Here is an 18,207-nt window from a genome sequence, read left to right as displayed (position 1 = left end):
TTCGCTCGAGGGCCCTACGGCGGTAGCATCGCCGCACCATGCCGCTCGCCGACCGCTCCGCGCCGGGCGCCCCGCCCGCCCCGGCGCGGGCCCTCCCGCCCCACCCGCACGCGCTGCGCTCGCCGCTCGCCCCGTTCACCGCGCGCCTCCGCGATCTGCTCGCGACCGTCGAGTCGGCGGCGCTCCTCGGCGCGGTCGAGGCGCGCGTGCGCGGGCTCGGAGAGCACCTGCGCTTCGCCTGCCTCGCGGTGCCGTGTTCGGAGGCGCTCGTCGCGGTCGAGATGGAGGCGCTCGGGCGGCTCACGGTGCCCGTCGTCGCCGACGCCGCCGGCTTCCGCGCCCCGGGCGCGGAGCTGCCGCCGAGCGGAACCCCGTTCGCGTTCCTGCTCGGCGGCGGCGGCGGGCACGCGGTGGGGCTGTCCGACGGCGACCCGATGATCGCGCCGCTCCGGCCGCTGTTGGCCGCGGCGCCGACGGCCGCGATCTTCGTGCCGATCCGCGTCGGCGCGACGACCGTGGGCGGCGCCGCGCTCTTCTCGCATGACGCTCCCTTCGGAGCGAGGGAGCTCGACATGGCCGAGCGGCTCGCCGAGGTCCTCGCGCTCACCGTGGAGTCGTTCCGCACCGAACGGGTCGTCTTCGAGCTCTTCGCCCGCGCGATGCCAGACCTGCTCGCGCAGGCGCCGGGCCAGTCGGCGCAGGAAGGAGCGGCCCCGCCGCCGACCTCGCTCCGCGCCGCGCTGGAGCGGCACATCCACGCGCTCCGGCTCACGCCGGAGTACCGCCGCCGCCTGGAGCTCGCGGCGGTGGTGGGGAGGCTCGCCGAGCACGGCGAGGCCGAGGCCCGCCTCGCCCTCGACCTCCTCGCGCGGATCGACGCCTACGCGCGCGGCGCCGGCGGCGCACAGGGGCCGCTCGCCGAGGGGGAGGGGAGCGCGGCGTGACGGCGCCCCCTCCGGCAGGACCGGGCGGCGACCTCGACGACGCGGCGCGCGGGGAGGCGCGCCGCGGCGCCGGCGTGCGCGTCGCGCTCGTCGACTCCGGCGTCGACGCCTCGCACCCAGCGCTGAGCGCGGCGGCGCTGCGCCACGTCGCGCTGGTCCGCCGCGGCGGCGCGCACGAGGCCGCGCCGTGCGCGCCGGGAGACGTCAGCGGGCACGGGACGGCGTGCGCGGGCATCGTCCACCGCATGGCGCCCGGGGCCGAGATCACGAGCGTGCGCGCGCTCGGCGAGGACGGACGATGCTCGCGCGAGGGGCTCATCGCCGCGCTGCGCTTCTGCGTCCGCGAGCGCTTCTCCGTGGTCAACCTGAGTCTCGGTATCGACATCCCGAGGAGCGCGCCGCTCCGCCCCGGCGACTACCGGTCCCTCGTCGAGCTCTACGAGGTCGCGGACGCGGCCTACACGGCAGAGGTCGTGCTCGTGGCCGCCGGCCCGAACGCGGCGGCGTTCCGCACCTATCCAGGGCGCTTCAAGTCGCTGATCGGCGTCGGTCGAGGGGCCCTCCAGGACCCGGAGGCGCTCCGGAGCGAGCTCACGCTGGACCATGAGATCCTCGCGCCCGGCGAGGAGGTGCTCGCGCCCGCGCCCGGCGGCGGCGAGCGGCGCTGGACCGGAACCTCGTTCGCGGCGCCCCACGTGACCGCGCACGTGGCGCGGATCCGCGCCGCCCGGCCGGAGCTCTCGATCGAGGCGGTGAAGGCGGCGCTGCACGAGCTCGCGCGCGGGGCGGGGAGGAGCGCGGTGGAGGGCGCCACGGCGGCGCGAGCGGCGCCGCAGCGCGCGGGCGCGGAGGAGTTGGAGGATGGCCGTGCTCCCGCTTGACCCGCTCGAGAGGATGTCGCCGCTGCCGCGGCTGCTCCGGAGCGCGCCGGGCGCCGAGGTCCGCGCCGAGCTCGACCGTGTCGCGGTGCTCCTCGGGAAGGCCGGGGATCCAGCGGCGGCGCCGGCTGCGCCGCCTGCCGGAGGCCCGCTCCTCGCGGCGGCGCTCGGCTTCGGGCGGGGCGCGCTCGCGCTGCGCGAGGGGGCGCTGGACGCCGCGGTCGTGCTGCTCGAGGGCGCCGCCGCGGCGTTCGACCGGGAAGGCGAGGCGGAGGCCCGGGACCTCGCCCGGTGCGAGGCGGTGCTCGCGCGGCTGCGCCGCGACGCGCGGTCGGCCTGCGCCTCCGCCGTCGCGGAGCTCGACGCCATCGCGGGCGCAGGGGACACGGGCCGCCGCGCCGCGGTCGTGGCCGGCCACTACCGCGGCACGGCCGAGCGGATCGTCGGCGACGCGGCGGCCGCGCAGCGCACGCTGCTGTCGGCGCTGCGCCGGTCGGAGCCGTTCCTCGGCGAGCGGGCGCAGATCCTGAACTCGCTGGGCACGCTCTACGTGACCCTCGGCGCCCACGGCGCGGCCGAGGCGCTGCTTGAGCATGCGGCCGAGCTCCATCGCCGCCGGGGCGATGCGGTGGGCGAGGCGATCGCCTGTGGCCAGCTCGGCGCGGCGGCGCTCGGGCTCGGCGCCCTCGAGCGCGCCCGCGCGGCGCTCCAGCGGCAGGAGTGGCTGTGCGCGCGCCTCGGCGATGCGTTCGGCCGCGCCCGGGCGCTCGCGTTCCTCTCGGAGCTCGCGCTCGAGCTGGGCCGTGCCGATGACGCCCTCGCGCTCGCGAGCTGCGCCCGCGAGGTCGCCGCGGGCGCCGCGCCGCCGCTGCGGACCTGGATCGCCTACGCGGCGCGGGCTGCCGGGCGCGCGCGGCGGGACCTCGGCGATCCCGGCGCGGCGGCGGCGCTCGAGGAGGCGGGCGCGCTGTTCCGGGAGCTCGGCCATCCGCTCGGGGAGGCGCTCGCCGCGTGGGACCGTGCGTCGGCAGAGGCGCTCGCGCCCGCGGAGCCCGCGGCGCCGGTCGACTGGTTCTCCGCGGCCTGGTCGCTCGGCTCGCTGGGGCTGCCGTCGCGGGTGGCGCAGCTGCTCCGCGAGCGGCTGGAAATCGAGGAGGCCGCGCCGCCGCAGGATAACGGCGGGCCGGCGCCGGACGGCGGGCTCCGCGAGCGGGCGCTCGCGGCGGCGGCGCAGGCGGCGCCTCATGTGGCCGTCCAGCGCGAGGTCGAGCTCGTCTACGACCGACCCGACGACCTCACCGTGGTTGCCGCCCGCCGGACTGCGGCGCACCGCAACCTGGGTCGCCTCGCGGCGCTGACGCTCGCGCCACCGGGGCTCGTCGTCGCCGCGATCGCAGCCTCGCGCGTCGGCGCCCGCGGCCTCGCACTCCCGCCGGAGCGCGCGGCGGCGGCCTGCGTCGCCGATCTGCCCGGCCTCGCGGTCTGGCTCTGGCCGGCGGCCATCCCGCCGGTCGCCATCGGCCGCGATCTCGACGATTTGCGTGCCGTGCTCGGCGAGCCGCTGCGCACCGCGCTAGCGCTCGCGCCGTTCGGCCGCGTGCTCTGCCCGCCCTTCGCAGGCGACGCCGGTGCCGAGCTCGAAGGGGTCGAGGTCGGCGCCCTGCTGGCACTGACGGCATCGCTTGCACCGGGCGAGCTGCGCCTGGCTCCGCGGCTGGGCTGGGACAATGAGGTTGGCGCGAGCTTGGAGGCCCTGGGGTTCGTTGTTACGCGTTGAGGGCGTCCGCAATCAGCCGGGTGACCCACCTGGGTTGAGCCATCCAGGGTTGAGCCATCCATTTTCATTGCCCGACCCGGGTTGACCCATCGACCCCTTTCTCGAAGCGACCCGGGTTGACCATCGGTTGGGGTCGCCGCCAACCGCTAAGGCGCGGCACCGCTCGGTCAAGCAGCCCCTACAACCCCTCGCCCCTGGCGCCGCCTCGTACGCGCTCGGCGCGCCATGACCCACGCACAACCATTCATGCAACGCCGTGCGGAGGAGTTGTCGCCCGCTCCGCCTTTTCAAAACAAACGGTCCCCACGACAGCGCGTCGCAGCTGTCGCGCGCCCGTGCGCATTTCAGTGTGTAGCGCACCCGCGCAGCGCCTACACCACCAGCACGACATCGGTCGCGCTGGCGCCGTGGAACGTGCGCATCCACCACGTCCCCGCCGGGAAGACGACGCTGCGTATTCCGGCACGCCAGCGTTCGAGCGCCGCGCGGTACAACGCGCGAAACGCCCGCACAGCGGCACCAGCGATTCGCCATGCGTCACCCTGATCACGGCCCACCGCGAACGTCGGATTGCGATCGCGCAGTGCCTCGAAGCTCGTGGCCCGCTTGCAAGGGGAGACCTTGCTGGCTCGCTCGGCGCCCAGGAACCGGAGTCCCTGCCGCTGCGCCTCGGCATGTGCCTGCGCTTCCAGTCGCTCGAGCTCGATGGTGACCTCGCGGCGAAACGCTTCCGCGCTGTCCTGCTCTATGGCCGGGGGCAGAGCGAGCGGGAGCGTCGCTTCCTTGGGCCATTGTGGGTTTTCCGGGTCGAGATAGGCCGAGGGCCGTACTGCGTGCAGCACGCCGCGACCGAGCTCGCCCACGTCCACCTTGGCGCCGGGCCACTCGTTCGCATGCTGGACGAGGCCAGCGGCCACAGGATTTGCGAGGACGTACGCGATCTTCTCCACCAACGCGGCGCGGGTCAGCAGCCGCACCGCGCTCGTGGGCTCGTGGTCCCACACCGGCCCTTCCCACGTGCGGAGCACCTTCGTGCCGAGCGCGGCGATACGATGGAAGAACTGCAGGAAGCGCGGCAAAACGCCGTTGACGTCGGTCACGACGAGGTGCAGATGCGTTGACATCGCGCAGAGCGCGTGGACCTCGATGCCGTAGCGGCGGCTGGAGACCGCGAGAGCGTAGACCAAGAGCTGGGTGATGGTCGCGTCGGGGCGGAGGAGGTGGTGCCGGCGCAGGATACGGCGGGTGATCAGGTACGTGGCGCCGGGGATGATCTCGCGGGGCTGGCTCATGGCTGGCGCACATCAACAAACGCCGTGCCGAGGCTCGTGGTGGGCGATTGCAAGGACTTGCCGTGCGCCCGGAGGGTGGCGGCCGCCAGGTTGTCCGCCACCCCAGGCTGCCGTCGATCGCCCGCCCCAACCCCAACCTTGGGTCACCCGGGTCACCCCAACCTGGGTCACCCCAACCTTCGGGTCACTCAACCTGGGTCGGGTCACTCAACCTGGGTCGGGTCGCCCCAACCTTCGCAACCTGGGTCGGGTCACTGCGCCGGTTGAAGGAAAAGTCGAACGGGACGGGACCTCTGGAGCTCGTCGTGATCGGAGCGTCGCTCGGTAGCCTGCGGCCGCTCACGGGGAACACGTGGTTCGGGTCAAGGACGTCCTGGCGAGCCTGATCTACTCGATGCTCCGCCGTCCTCGCCGGCCACGACACCTCCCCATCCACACCGGCCTCGCCGACGGCCCGCCACGGTGGCCCGCCACGGTGGCCCGCCACGGTGGCCCGCCACGGCATGGCTCGCGCGACGCGCCTCGCCCCGCTCTTCCGGCGCGCGGGCGGTCCTGGCCTCCCTGCCCACGGACACCGCCTCCTCGTACGCCTCTTGCGTACTTGAGCAAACGCAGGTCGCGCGCGAGGACACACCCGCCCTCGGCAGCCTGGACTCGCATGCAAGATCCAGGGTGAATGACGCTCCGGCCCGCGGCGCGGACGCATGGCATCGCGGATGCTTGAACGACGACGACGCGACGACCACGAACGACCATCCACTGTTGACCGGGATGCTCACCATGTCCGCCCTGAACCCGCAGCCCACTGGAACCCTCGATGTACGCCGGCCTGCTCGCGCCTCGGAGCACGACGGAGGGGACGGCTTCCGGGACGAGTTCCTCACGCTCGCATCCCATGAGCTCAAGACGCCCCTGACCTCGCTCGCGCTACAGGTGCAGAGGATGAAGCGAATGAGCGAGCGCCAGGCGGGGGACGCGTCGACGTGGGTCGCCTCGCTCGAGGTCGTCGGCCGGCAGGTCAACCGGCTCGCCCGGCTCTGCGACGACATGCTCCAGGCGATCGCGCTCCGAGCGGGCCAGCTCGCGCCCGAGCGCCAGAGCGTCGATCTCGGGGCGCTCGTCCGGGAGGTGGTCGCCGGGCTTGCGATCGAGCTCAGCGCCCCGTCCACCTCGATCTCGGTCGACACGCCGGAGGGCGTGGTCGGCCGCTGGCATCGCGAGCAGATCGGGCGCCTCGTGTTCAACCTGGTCAAGAATGCCATCATGTTCGGTGAAGGCCGGCCGATCTCCGTCGAGGTGAAGGCCTCTCCCAGGGGGGCGCAGCTCCTCGTCCGCGATCACGGCACGGGCATCGCGGACGAGGACCAGGAGCGCATCTTCGCGTGCTTCGAGCGCGTGGGCGATGTGGAGCACTTCGGTGGTCTCGGCCTCGGGCTCTATCTCGCGCGTGAGATCGCGCGCGCCCACGGCGGCCAAATCGGCGTGGAGAGCTCGCTGGGCCGCGGCTCGACGTTCCTCGTCGACCTCCCGCTCGGCCCCGAGCCTGCCATTCAGGCCAGCGTCGCGCGCCTCCCGTGAACGCCGTCGAGCCCATGACCCCGCGCTACGGACCCATGACCCCGCGCTACGGACCCATGATCCCGCGCTACGGATCCCCGGGCGGCGCGTACCCGAGCCGCTTGATCCCGAGCGCCTTGAGCTTGTAGACGAGCGTGCGCAGCGGCATGCCGAGCGCGCGCGCCGCCTCCGTCTGGTTCCCGCCCGCCTTGCGGAGCGCCTGGACGATCAGCTCGGCCTCGCAGCGCTGGAGCCGCGCCTTCAGGAAGTCCCCCTCAGGAGCCGCGGCCGTGAGCTCGACGCCGTCGCACGGCGGCTCGCGCTCCTCCGCCGTCGCGGCCGGCGGCGGCGCCGCCCGCGCGCGCTCGGGCAGGTCCTCCTCCGCGATCCACTCGCCCTCGGCGATGACCACGGCCCGCTCGATCGCATTGCGCAGCTCCCGCGCGTTCCCCGGCCACGCGTAGGTCCGGAGCCGCGCGAGCGCCCCGGCGTCGAACCCGCGAACGAAGCGAGCGTTCGCCTGGTTCGCCTGCTCGAGGAAGCGGAGCGCGAGCGGCTCGATGTCGTCCGGGCGCGCCCGGAGCGGAGGGATCGTCACCGTCATCGCGTTCAGGCGGTAGAGCAGATCGCTGCGGAACCCGCCGGACGCGCACATGGTCTCGATGTCGCGGTGGGTCGCCGCGAGGATGCGCGCGTCGACCTCGATCGGCTTGTTCGAGCCGACCCGGGTCACCTGCCGGGTCTCGAGGACGCGCAGGAGCGCGGCCTGCGCCGCGGCCGGCAGCTCGCCGATCTCGTCGAGGAACACCGTCCCCCCATCCGCCGCCTCGAACACCCCCCGCTGCTGCTGCCACGCGCCGGTGAACGCGCCGCGCTCGTGGCCGAAGAGCGTGCTCTCGACGAGCTGCTGCGGGATCCCCCCGCAGTTGACGCACACCATCGGCTTCCCGCTCCGCGGGCCGAGGTCGTGGATCGCGCGCGCCACGACCTCCTTGCCCGTCCCCGTCTCGCCCAGCAAGAGCACCGGGATCGACGACCGCGCCACCCGCTTGACGATCTCGAAGACCCGGAGCATCGCGGGGCTCGCGGCGACGGGATCGGTGTGCCCGGAGCCCGGATAGCTCTTCACTGTCCCCCCCGGCGCCGACCGCACCGGCTGATCCACCGTCGCGCTGCGCACCGCGCTCCAGCACCGATGGAGCAGCTCCTCCGCCACGGTCCCCGCGTCCGGGAACGTCGCGAATCCCGAGAGCATGACGGGCCCCCCGCCCCCGGGCGGCGCGGCGAGCGCGCGCGCCACGTCGAGCGCCGTCTCGGCCCCGGCCTCCAGGAGCAGCGCCGCCACCACGTCCGAGCTGTAGAGCGCGATCCGGTCCACGGGGCGCAGCAGCGCCCGCACGCGCGGGAACAGGTGGCTCACGTGGGCGTCCTGCTGGCGCGCGGGCCGGGCCATGACGATGGCGAAGCTCCGCCCGAAGTACCGCGCGCGCCTCACCTCCTCCTCGAGGGCGACGCGGAGCTGCTCGTGGCTCAGCAGGCCCGGCAGCTCGCCCTCGGCCGCCGTGATCGCGCGGACGGCGACCACCACCTTGCCCAGGATCACCTCGTCCCCCGGCTTCGCCTCGCAGCGCGCGACGCGCGCCCCGCCGAGCCAGGTGCCGTTGGTCGAGCGCAGGTCCTCGATGAGGACGTTGTCGCCGGACAGGGTGAAGCGGGCGTGCTCGCGCGAGAGGCTGACGTCGCGGATCTGGACCTGCGACGGCGGCGCGCGGCCGATGACGACCGGCGCGCCCGGGCTCAGCACGACGCGCTCGGCGCCGTCGCGATGGTAGACGAGCAGGGCCACGCGCCGGTCGTCCTGCCTGACACGCTGGAGCGCATCGATGAAGCTGTTCGACAGCGGCGTTGTCTCCATGCCGCTGTCCTCGCGAATGACTGACACGCTGTTTATCCCCCTCTCACGAGATGTCGTCCCGGGGCCCGGGCGCCACGCTGCGCGCCGGGCGGCGCGTGGCGGCGAGCCCGCCCGCCCGCCTCGCAGGCAGGCGCTCGCTGATGCTGAATTGCGCACCGGCACGGGCGTCTCCTGCGGCCCGCGACGCACCACATGGCTCACCGGGTCCGGTGTTCATGCCCCTCATGCCGCGCATGCCTCGCATGCCTCGCATCTTGCAATTCAAGCACCACCTGCGCGTCGAGCCCGCTGGTGACAAGGAGACCGTGTTCCTGATCGGCGAGCGCGAGCGCTTCATGCTCCGCGGCCGCGTCTATGGGCTCCTCGGGCCGCTCCTCGATGGCCGCCGGACCGAGGACGAGCTCGTCTCCGCGCTCGACGGCGAGGTCTCCGGCGTCGAGGTCCGCTATGCGCTGATGCGGCTGGAGCAGCGGGGCTACCTCGCCGAGGCCGCGCCGGCGCCGGAGGTCGCCGGCTTCTGGCAGGCGCTCGGGGTGGACGCCGGCCGCGCCGCGGAGCGGCTCGCGTCGACGCCCGTCGCCGTGCGGGCGGCCGGGGGTGAGGATCCGCAGGCGCTCGCCGGCGCCCTCGCCGAGGCGGGCGTCGTCGTGCAGCCGGAGGCCCCGATCGTCGCCCTGGCGACCGGCGATTACCTGGACGCCGGGCTCGACGCGTGGAACCGGCGCGCGCTCCGGGAGGTGCTCCGCTGGGTGCCGGTCAAGCCCGGCGGGGTCGAGCCGTGGATGGGGCCGATGTTCTGCCCCGGCGCGGGGCCGTGCTGGGCCTGTCTTGCGCACCGGCTGCGGCATAACCGCCCGGTCGAGGCGTACCTGGAGCGGCGGCGCGGCGGCGGCGACCCGCTCCTGCCTCCGCGCGTCGCCCTGCCTGCGGGCCGGCGCGCGGCGCTCGGGCTCGCCGCCGTGCTCCTCGCGCGCTGGATCGCCGCGGGGGGCGCCGGCCCGCTCGACGATCGCCTCTACAGCCTCGATCTCGCGTGCATGCGGCTCGCGGAGCACCCGGTCGAGCGGCGCCCCCAGTGCCCGGCCTGCGGCGACCCCGAGGGCGCGCGGGCGCGCGCGCTCGCGCCGGTGACGCTGGCGTCCCGCCCGAAGCGCTTCACCGACGACGGCGGCCACCGCGCCGTCCCGCCCGACGCGACCATCGCGCGCGTCTGCCGCCAGGTGAGCCCGTCGACCGGCCTCGTCGCGAGCGTTGGCCCCCTGGAGGGCCGCGATCACCCGCTCCGGCCGGTCTACGCGGCCGTCTACCGCGCCTGCCCCGCGGGCGACGCGCCCGCCTTCGGCGACTTCCACCGCGCGAGCAGCGGCAAGGGCCGCACCCCCGCCCAGGCGCGGGCGAGCGCCCTGTGCGAGGCGATCGAGCGCTACAGCGCGACCTACCACGGCGACGCGCCCCTCCGCCGCGCGCGCCTGGCCGAGCTGGGCGGCGACGGCATCCCCCCGGACGCCCTGCAGCACGTCAGCGAGGCGCAGCTCCGCGCGGCGGAGGCCGGCGGCGCGCAGCTCGGCCGGGCGCGCGACCCCCGGCAGGCGGTCTCCCTGCCGTACGACCCGGCCGCGGCCATCGACTGGGCCCCTGCGTGGTCGTTGACCCACGGCAGGCGGCGCTACCTCCCGGCCGCTGCTTGCTATCTCCACCTGCCGGCGGCGTCCGGGGAGCCGTTCTGCTCGTTCGACTCGAACGGGCACGCGGCCGGCAACTGCATCGAGGAGGCGATCGTGCAAGGCTTCCTGGAGCTCGTGGAGCGCGATGCGGTCGCGCTCTGGTGGTACAACCGCGCGCGCCGGCCCGCGGTCGATCTGGCGAGCTTCGGAGAGCCGTACTTCGACGCGCTCGAGGCCCACTACCGCGATCTCGGCCAGCGCCTCTGGGTGCTCGACGTCACGACCGATCTCGGCATCCCGGCGTTCGTCGCCGTGGCGCGCACGCCGGACACCGCCCGGCTCACCCTCGGCTTCGGTTGTCATCACGAGGCCCGCCTCGGGGTGCAGCGGGCGCTGACCGAGCTCAACCAGCTCTTCGACCCGAGCGGCCTCGGGCCGCCCCGCGGCTGGGATCGCGCCTCCCTGGCGGGCGAGCCGTACCTGTTTCCCGCCGAGGCCGTCCCGGCGCGGACGCGCGGCGATTATCCCTACGCCCTGCGCGACGACCTGCGCGACGACGTGAACGACTGCGTGGCGCGCGCCGCGCGCGTCGGCCTGGAGACCGTGGTGCTCGACCAGACGCGGCCCGATACGGGCCTGTGCGTCGTCAAGGTGGCGGTGCCCGGGCTGCGGCACTTCTGGCCCCGCTTCGGGCCGGGGCGCCTCTACGACGTTCCGGTCCGCCTCGGGTGGCTCGACCGGGCGAATCGGGAAGGGGACCTGAACCCGGTGCCTCTCCACGTCTAGGCCGCATCCGGCCAAGGAGACCCCCTCCCATGCGCGACGGCCATCGCATCCTCGACGCGGATCGTCACGTGATCGAGCCGCTCGATCTGTGGAAGTCCCACCTCGATCCGGAGCTCCGCGCTCACGCGCCGTACCTCGCGTACACCGGCGAGGGCGAGCCCCTGGCCGACCGCGTGGCGTACCCCGGACCGGAGGGCCTGCTCTCGCTCCCTCCGCAGCCGATGGTGGATGGACAGCCGCTCCATCACCGGATGAGCGCGCGGACATGGCGCGCGCTCGCCTCGGCCGCCCGCCGGCGGTCCGGGCGGCTCGCGCGGCTCGGCCCGCTCGAGCTGCCCCGGACGCAGGTCGAGGACATGGACCGCGAGGGCATCGACGTGGCCTTCCTGTACCCGACCCTCGCGCTGATGCTCCTCGGCATGGCCCATCTGGAGCCGCCGCTTGCGAGCGCCTTTGCGAGGGCCTATAATAGCTGGTTGCGCGGCTTCTGCGATCACGACCCCGGGCGCCTCCGGGGCGTGGCGCTGATGAGCCCGCACGATCCGGCGCAGATGGTGCCCGAGCTCGCGCGGGCGGTGGCGCTCGGCTTCCGCGCCGTCGTGCTCCGGCCGAACCCCGTCGCGGGCCGGACGCTGGGCGACCCTGCCTACGAGGCGTTCTGGGCCGAGTGCGAGCGGCGCTCCATCGCGGTCGCCCTCCACGAGGGCGCGCACGCCTCGCTGCCGGCGGCCGGCGCGGACCGCTTTCGCAGCCGCTTCGCCCTGCACGCTTGCTCGCACCCGATGGAGCAGATGATGGCGCTGCTCGCGCTGATCGAGGGCGGCGTGCTCGAGCGCCACCCCCGCCTGCGGGTGGCCTTCCTCGAGGCCGGCTGCGGGTGGTTGCCTTACTGGCTCTGGCGCCTCGACGAGATCGAGTACCGCGGCCTGGCCGACGAGGTCGCGCCGCACGTCCGCCGCGAGCCGTCCGCGTATTTCCGCCGCCAGTGCTTCATCGAGATCGAGCCGGACGAGCCTTTGCTGGCGCAGGCGATCCCGTGGCTCGGGGAGGGCAACGCGATCTTCGGGACGGACTTCCCCCACATCGACCACGACGCGGGCATGGTGGAGCGGGCGCTCGCGCTCCGCGGCAGGCTCCCCGGCGACGCCCTCCGCAAGATCCTCTGGGACAACGCCGCCAGGTTCTACGGGATCGAGGCGTGACTCAGCAGATGAGGACGGAGAGCGAAGCGTCGCTCGCGAGCTCGGCCAGCGCGACGGGACGCTCGGACAGCTCCGGCGGCGGTGGGATATAGAGCGTGAGGGCGCTCGCCGATGGATCCCAGCCCTTGCGCTGCTCGCAGAAGCGCCACCCGTCGCCGCTGGGCGAGCCCGGCTCCCGCGCCTCGCGGAGGGTGAGCTCGATCCCCGGCGGCAGCGTATAGCTGCAGCAGGCCATCAAGAACTCCCGCGGATCCCTCTTCAGCCGAGCGAGCTGCGCCGGGTCTTCCCAGGTGAGCGCGACGGCGCGCAGCCACGCGGACTCCAGCTCCAGGAGCTCGTCCTCCGTCGCGCCTCGCTCGCGCGGCGGGCGCATCTCGACCGAACCGCCTCCACCCTCGACCTGCGCCCTTGTGCTCTCGGTCTCCGACGTCCCAGACTCGTATTTGGATGACTGAGGGGAAAACATGGCTGTCTCCATCCGTGCAGGCGCCCCGGGAACCATGGAGCCGGCGCCGCCCCCCGTCGAGCCCTCCGCGGGAGATCGAAGGCGCTCGAGAAGGTGCCGTGTCGAAGGCGCTCGAGAAGGTGCCGTGACAGCTCAACCGGCCAGCTCCTGGTACAGCGTGCGCGCCTCGGCAAATTCGGGCAGATCGGCGCACTCGACAGGCCAGCCGTCGATCTCCCGGAGCAGCGGGCGCGCCTCGTCGCGCCGGTCCTGCCGCACGAGGGTACGGCAGAGCGAGAGCGTCGAGCGCAGCTCGATCATCCGCGAGCCCTGCTCGCGCGCGATCGCGATCGATTGACGCAGGCAGCGCTCGCTCTCCTGCTCCGCGTGGGCGCCGCAGGCGCGGAGAGACAGCGCCTTCAGGCGGTAGAGCTCCGGCACGTAGTAGACGTCGCCCAGCTCCGCGGCGAGCAGCAAGCAGCCCGCGAGCCGCTCGACCGCGGCCTCGTGCTGCCCGCGCTCGGCCTCGAGCTCCGCCACGAGAGAGAGCCAGTACGGCAATCCCATCTTCTGACCGGTGCGCCGGATCGCCTCGACATCCCGCCTCAGCTTCTCGAGGTCGCGCTCTGCCCAGGAGCGCATGGCCCAGCAGAGCTCCTTGAACCAGAGGAGATGGCGCTCGGTCAGCTGCACGAGAGCGTCGGTCACCGCGGCGACCTTCTCCCGTTCGTGGCCGTAGTGATAGACGCCGGCCAGGTGGAGCAGCGCCATCCCGAGGGTGTTCGGGTGGTCGAGCTCGCGCGCCCACGCCACCGCCGCCTCCCCCTGGGCGAACGCCTGCGCCGGGCTGCCCATCAGGTAGAGCAACAGCGCGAGCGTGTACTGGCCATTGGTCTTTGGATCGAAGCCATACAGGGCGACTTGCTCCCGATGCGCAGGGTCGTAGAGCGCGATGCCGCGCGCGAGGTGCGGGCGAGCCTCGGCGAGCTTCCCCTCGAAGAACAGGCAATTCCCCAGCAGCACCGTCGACGCGACCAGCTGGCCGGTGTCCTGCGACCGCGTCGCCATCCCGAGCAGCCGCTCCGTCAGCGCCCGCGCCTCGCGCCGATGGCTCCGGAAGTTGTGGTACCAGAACATTGCCCACAGCGTCGGCGCGGTCATCGGGCTGTCCCCGAACGCGTCGCTCAGCTCCTCGCAGCGCTTCACCGCCGCCGCGAGCTCCTGGAGCATGTACCCGCGGCGCTCCAGGAGCGCCATGATCAGCAGGCTGTTCAGGCGCAGCTCGGCGAGCGCGCGCTCCCGGTCGTCCGTGATGGCCTCGAGCCAGCCGAGCGCCTGCGTCACATGAAGGACGGCCTCGTTGTCGTCCGCGTTCGCCGGCCGCTTCAGCGCGCGCTCCGCCGCGGTCTCCGCGTAGGCGATCGCCTGTTGCTTCTGCTCGGCGGCGGCGTGGTGGTGCGCGAGCAGGTCGGGCCGCGCCGCGGCGATCTCGGGGAAGCGCTCCTCGAGCGTCCGGGCCACGCGGGCGTGCAGCTTCTGCCGGCTCCGCTTCGAGAGCGACTCGTAGGCGGCGTCCCGGATGAGCACGTGCTTGAACAGGTAGGTCGGGTTGTTCAGCCGGCGCTTCCTGTGGACGAGGTCCGCGGCCATCAGCCGATCGAGGTCCTCCTGGACCAGCTCCCCGTCGAGCGTGGACACGGCGCTGAGCACCTTCAGGCTGAACTCCCGGCCGAGCACCGCGGCGATGCGGGCCGTCTCCTTGGCTCTGCCGAGCCGGTCGAGGCGCGCCATCAAGAGGCCCCGCAGCGTCGTCGGGATCGCGAGCGCCGAGATCGGCTCGGAGAGCGTGTAATGGTCCCCCTCGTCCACGAGGGACCCGGACTCGAGCACCATCCGCGTCAGCTCCTCCACGAAGAGGGGGACGCCGTCGGTCCTTTCGACCACCTGCGCCAGCAGCGGCTCGGGCAGCGAGCGGCCGCCGGCGAGCCGCGCGACCATGTGCTCGACGTGCGAGCGATCCAGGCGGCCGAGCTGGATCTGGAGCATGCCCGACGTCGACCAGGGCGGCGAGAACTCCGGCCGCGCGGTGAGGAGCGCCATGAGCCGCGTCGAGGGCACGTCGACGATCAGCATCCCGAGCCACTCCAGGCTCGTCGGATCGGCCCATTGCAGGTCCTCGACCATGAACAGGACGGGCCGCTCCTCGGCCATGTCGAAGAGCATTGTCGCGAGCGCGTTGAGCGTCCTTTCCTTCTGCCGCGGCGGCGGGTCCTGCGGGGCGGAGTAGCGCGCCTCCAGGGGGATCGACAGCAGCGCCGCGAACAGCGGCACCGTCTCCTCCAGGTCGAAGCCGCGGCGGGACAGGAGCCCTTCGAGCCGGGCGAGCCGGCGCCCCGGCGCGTCGTCCCGGCCGGGGTCGATCAGCCGATCGAGCAGCTCGATCATCGGGTGGAGCGCGCTGTTGCGCCGGTCGGGGGTGCAGCGGCACTCGAGGCAGCTGTGCCAGTCGCCGTGGAGCCGCCGGGCGAGCTCCCAGCTGAGGCGGGATTTGCCGATCCCGGGCCCGCCGGTGACGAGGATGCTCTGCCCGATGCCCTGCCGGACCTGGCCCCAGCGCTGGAGCAGGAGATCGAGCTCCTGGCTCCGGCCGATCAGCGGCTCCGTATCCCGGCCTGCGGTGTCCTGGTCCTGGGGCGCGACAGCGATCTCCTGCCCCATGCGGTAGATCGCGACCGGGCGGTCCGCATACGAGAGGTCGTGCGACGTCACCTGCTCGAGCGTGAACCGGCTCCGGAGCAGCCTGAACGCGTCGCCGCTCACAACGATCGTGCCCGGGGCCGCGAGCGCGCTCAGCCGGGACGCGATCTGCGGTGTCGTCCCGAGGTGCTGTGTGTAGCGTGGACACTGGCCGGCGATCACGAGGCCGGTGTGGAGCCCGACCTGGACCTCGAGTGAGAGGCCCCGCGTCGCTTCCAGGCGCGCGCTGCGCGCGCGGACGTCCTCCACGATCTCCAGCGCCGCGCGCGCGGCGCGCCGGGCGTCGTCCTCCTGCGCGGACGGGTAGCCGAAATGCAGCAGGATCTGATCGCCCAGCGCGCCGGCGAAGCGCCCGCGGTGGCGGCGGGCGATCTCGGAGCAGACGTCCTGTTGCTCGCCGAGCAGGTCGTCGAGCTCCTCGACGTCGGCGCTCTTCAGGCCGGCGCCCGAGGTGGTGAAGGCGCAGCAGACGACGGTGAGCGGCCGCCGTTCGCCGTCGAGGCACGCGGCGCTGGCGCCGCCGGCGCGCTCCCCCTCCAGGGGAGAGGGCGTGTCGTCCAGGCGCGGTGTCGCCGGGGAAGGCAGCGTATCTGCCGCCGCGCGGTCGCTGGGCGTCGCCCGGCCCTCCCGCGGGAGCCGAGCGAGCGGCGCCGTCTCGCTGGCGCTTTGGACCCAGCCGTCCCCCTCCGGCGCGTCCGGGGCCATCGGTGGGTCCAGCGCTCGCGCGGGCGCGACGAGGTCCTCACGGCTCAGCTCCTCGACGTCGCAGGCCTCGAGCGCGCGCAGCAGGCTGGAGGCGGTGACGACGCGATCGGACACGTTCTTCAGGGTCGCGCGCCTGAGGAGGGTGCCGAGCGGGTGCCCGAGGAGCACCGCGGGGATCGGGATCGGCTCGGAGCTGGCCTGTCGCAAGAGCACCTCTTGCAGCGACCTGCCGGCGATCGACGGCCGCCCGGTGAGGCACTCCAGGAAGACGAGCCCCCAGGCGTACAGATCCGAACGCACGCTCACCGGCTGCCCGAGGAGCTGCTCCGGCGCTGCATAGGCGGGCGTACAGAGGATCTCGTTGCTCGGGGTGAGCTTGGCGTCGATGCCCTCCATGGCCCCGGCGATGAGCGCGCCGATGCCGAAATCGAGCACCAGCGCGTTGCGCCGCGCGCCGGTCGAGACGATCATGATGTTGCTGGGCTTGAGGTCGCGGTGGACGACGTTCTGCCCGTGGGCGCAGCCGAGCGCGTCGAGGATCTGGAGCATCAGGTGCCGCGCCTCGCGCGGCTCCAGGGCGATCTCTTCGGCCAGCACCTCTGCCAGGTTCTTGCCGGGCACGAACTCGAAGATGGTGTAGAGCGTGCCCTCGTCCGTCTGTCCGGCGTCGATGAGCCGGACGATGTTGGGGTGGTGGAGCTGCGCGCAGAACCGCGCCTCCTGGTGGAAGCGAGCGCAGCGCCGGGCGACGTCGGCGGGCTTGCCGCCCCCGGTTGGTCGCATGACCTTGATGGCCACCATCTGCCCGGTGGCGAGCTGACGCCCCTTGTAGACGTCGGCGAACCCGCTCTCCCGCAGCGCGGAGACGATCTCGTAGCGCTCCTGGAACACGGCTCCCGGGCCGATGGCGGTCCGGCTCATCGTCGCTCCCTCTGCTGGGCGGCGCGGCGAGGCAGGGCGAGCGGGCGCGCTCCGGGAGGAGCGGCGCGCGGCGCCGGACGGCTCGCCTGGTCGATGATGCGCTTGCGCAGGGCGGCTGTCGACCTCGTCAATAAGGCTTTATCCACGGCCGACCTCGCTGCTCACGGTAGCTCATATAAGGTGTGGAGCCTCGGACGTCCGTCGAGGGTCGTCCGGTTCCGGCGCACCTGATGAAGAAATTCAGAATCGCGCTCGCGCCCGACCGGCGCCGCGGGAGCGCCGCGGCCGGCAGGCGGACCGGTGCGCGCGGGGCGGCGCGCCGCTCACCGGGCGGCGGCGGGGCTCGTCCGGAGCTGTCCGAGGCCGCTGGAATCTTCTACCGCAGCTGCCGATTCAATCCCTGCGATCTGCAGCGAATTGACCTCTGACGCCGCCGGTGAGAGGGCGAGGGCGCGGGCTTCGTCGGCGAGCTGTCGCGCGATGCGCCGCGAGCGCCCCACGGCCTGTGAGCGACGACGCAAGGTTCTTTGGAAGGAGTGCGAAACATGCTGAGGCAACTGGCGACGAACATCGTTTTGCTCGCATTCGCGGCGGCCGGTCCGGTCGCGTGCTCGGGGTCGGGTGACAGCCCTGCGGGCACCGACGACAGCGGCGTCGCCAGCGGGAGCGGCGGCGCGGCGGCTTCCGGCGGACAGACCTCGGCCAGCAGCAGCAGCAGCGCCGGCGGGGACGACGGCGCGGGAGGCCTCGCGGAGGGGGGCGGCGGGGGCACGGGCGGCGGGGGCACCGGCGGTGGGGGCACCGGCGGTGGGGGCACGGGCGGCGCGGGCGCGGGCGGCGCGGGCGGGGGCGAGGGGACCGGCTGCGTGGGAATGGGCGGGATCTCTTACACGCTCGCGAAGGCGCCTGCGCCGACGGCAGAGCAGCAGTCCGCGTACGACATGATCACGAGCGCCATGGATGAGGCGCTGTCGCACTACAACTGCCACACGAGCATCGAGAAGAGCCTGTCGGTGTCCTACGTGCCATCGGTCGCGACGGCCGACGGCAACGTCAATGGATCCATCCGGTTCGGCTCGCTCGCCTCCATGAATCACATCACGGCCATGCACGAGATCGGCCACACCCTGGGGGTCGGCAGCTTCGAGTTCGTGGCGCTGGTGAAGGACGGCATCTTCACGGGCGATGCGGCGACGCGCCAGCTCAGGGCCATCACGGGGAACGAGAGCGATGTCGTGCACGCGGACAGCCAGCACTTCTGGCCGTACGGTCTCAATTATACGAGCGAGGTCAAGACGACGGACGATCTCGTGAACCATTGCAAGATCGTGGCCGCCATCCGTGAGGACATCGGCTTCTGAGGG

At 73.5% G+C, this 18,207-nt stretch carries 11 protein-coding genes; 7 read left to right on the top strand and 4 right to left on the bottom strand.

Annotated features, from left to right (window positions below):
* Window positions 1-38: 38 nt before the first annotated feature.
* From WMF17_RS26865 to WMF17_RS26855, 3 genes are read left to right on the top strand one after another with little or no spacing between them, the layout of a single operon-like run.
* Complete coding sequence (locus WMF17_RS26865) at window positions 39-944, top strand: hypothetical protein (RefSeq protein WP_437596022.1); 906 nt, start codon at window positions 39-41, stop codon at window positions 942-944.
* The gene (locus WMF17_RS26860; protein WP_437643992.1) at window positions 941-1,825 is read left to right on the top strand and encodes a S8 family peptidase; all 885 of its coding nucleotides are present in this window, start codon (window positions 941-943) and stop codon (window positions 1,823-1,825) included. Before WMF17_RS26865 ends, WMF17_RS26860 begins: the two co-directional genes overlap by 4 nt.
* Window positions 1,812-3,599, top strand: coding sequence for a hypothetical protein (locus tag WMF17_RS26855; protein WP_437643990.1), 1,788 nt, complete (start codon window positions 1,812-1,814; stop codon window positions 3,597-3,599). Before WMF17_RS26860 ends, WMF17_RS26855 begins: the two co-directional genes overlap by 14 nt.
* Window positions 3,600-3,970: 371 nt before the next feature.
* On the opposite strand, the gene WMF17_RS26850 is transcribed toward WMF17_RS26855, so the two are convergent.
* Window positions 3,971-4,891 (bottom strand): transposase, encoded by a 921-nt coding sequence (locus WMF17_RS26850; RefSeq protein ID WP_437596019.1) that lies wholly within the window; start codon window positions 4,889-4,891, stop codon window positions 3,971-3,973.
* A gap of 720 nt (window positions 4,892-5,611) precedes the next feature.
* Here WMF17_RS26850 and WMF17_RS26845 point away from each other — a divergent pair.
* Window positions 5,612-6,469 carry a sensor histidine kinase gene (locus tag WMF17_RS26845; RefSeq protein ID WP_437643988.1) on the top strand — a complete coding sequence of 286 codons (858 nt, stop codon included), beginning with the start codon at window positions 5,612-5,614 and terminating at the stop codon, window positions 6,467-6,469.
* 67 nt (window positions 6,470-6,536) lie between these two features.
* Here the strand turns inward: WMF17_RS26845 and WMF17_RS26840 are convergent, their stop codons facing one another.
* Window positions 6,537-8,390 carry a sigma 54-interacting transcriptional regulator gene (locus tag WMF17_RS26840; RefSeq protein WP_437643986.1) on the bottom strand — a complete coding sequence of 618 codons (1,854 nt, stop codon included), beginning with the start codon at window positions 8,388-8,390 and terminating at the stop codon, window positions 6,537-6,539.
* A gap of 215 nt (window positions 8,391-8,605) precedes the next feature.
* Between WMF17_RS26840 and WMF17_RS26835 the strand changes: the two genes are divergently transcribed.
* Together WMF17_RS26835 and WMF17_RS26830 are read left to right on the top strand one after the other, a co-directional pair.
* Window positions 8,606-10,813, top strand: a complete 2,208-nt coding sequence (locus tag WMF17_RS26835) for a TOMM precursor leader peptide-binding protein (protein WP_437643984.1) — start codon at window positions 8,606-8,608, stop codon at window positions 10,811-10,813.
* 29 nt (window positions 10,814-10,842) lie between these two features.
* Window positions 10,843-12,015: an amidohydrolase family protein gene (locus tag WMF17_RS26830; protein ID WP_437596015.1), complete on the top strand. Its 1,173-nt coding sequence runs from the start codon at window positions 10,843-10,845 to the stop codon at window positions 12,013-12,015.
* Window position 12,016: 1 nt separating this feature from the next.
* Here WMF17_RS26830 and WMF17_RS26825 read toward each other — a convergent pair whose 3' ends face one another.
* Window positions 12,017-12,481 (bottom strand): BMA_0021/BMA_0022 family TOMM bacteriocin, encoded by a 465-nt coding sequence (locus WMF17_RS26825; RefSeq protein WP_437643983.1) that lies wholly within the window; start codon window positions 12,479-12,481, stop codon window positions 12,017-12,019.
* 132 nt (window positions 12,482-12,613) lie between these two features.
* Window positions 12,614-16,843 (bottom strand): TOMM system kinase/cyclase fusion protein, encoded by a 4,230-nt coding sequence (locus tag WMF17_RS26820; protein ID WP_437643981.1) that lies wholly within the window; start codon window positions 16,841-16,843, stop codon window positions 12,614-12,616.
* Between the two features lie 545 nt (window positions 16,844-17,388).
* Between WMF17_RS26820 and WMF17_RS26815 the strand changes: the two genes are divergently transcribed.
* Window positions 17,389-18,204 carry a hypothetical protein gene (locus WMF17_RS26815; RefSeq protein WP_437596012.1) on the top strand — a complete coding sequence of 272 codons (816 nt, stop codon included), beginning with the start codon at window positions 17,389-17,391 and terminating at the stop codon, window positions 18,202-18,204.
* Window positions 18,205-18,207 lie beyond the last annotated feature (3 nt).

The sequence above is a fragment of the Sorangium sp. So ce362 genome, assembly GCF_051519845.1.
Classification (GTDB): Bacteria; Myxococcota_A; Polyangia; order Polyangiales; family Polyangiaceae; genus Sorangium.
The sequence above is the reverse complement of the archived record's forward strand: the minus strand, read 5'-3'. Positions and strand labels throughout refer to the sequence as shown.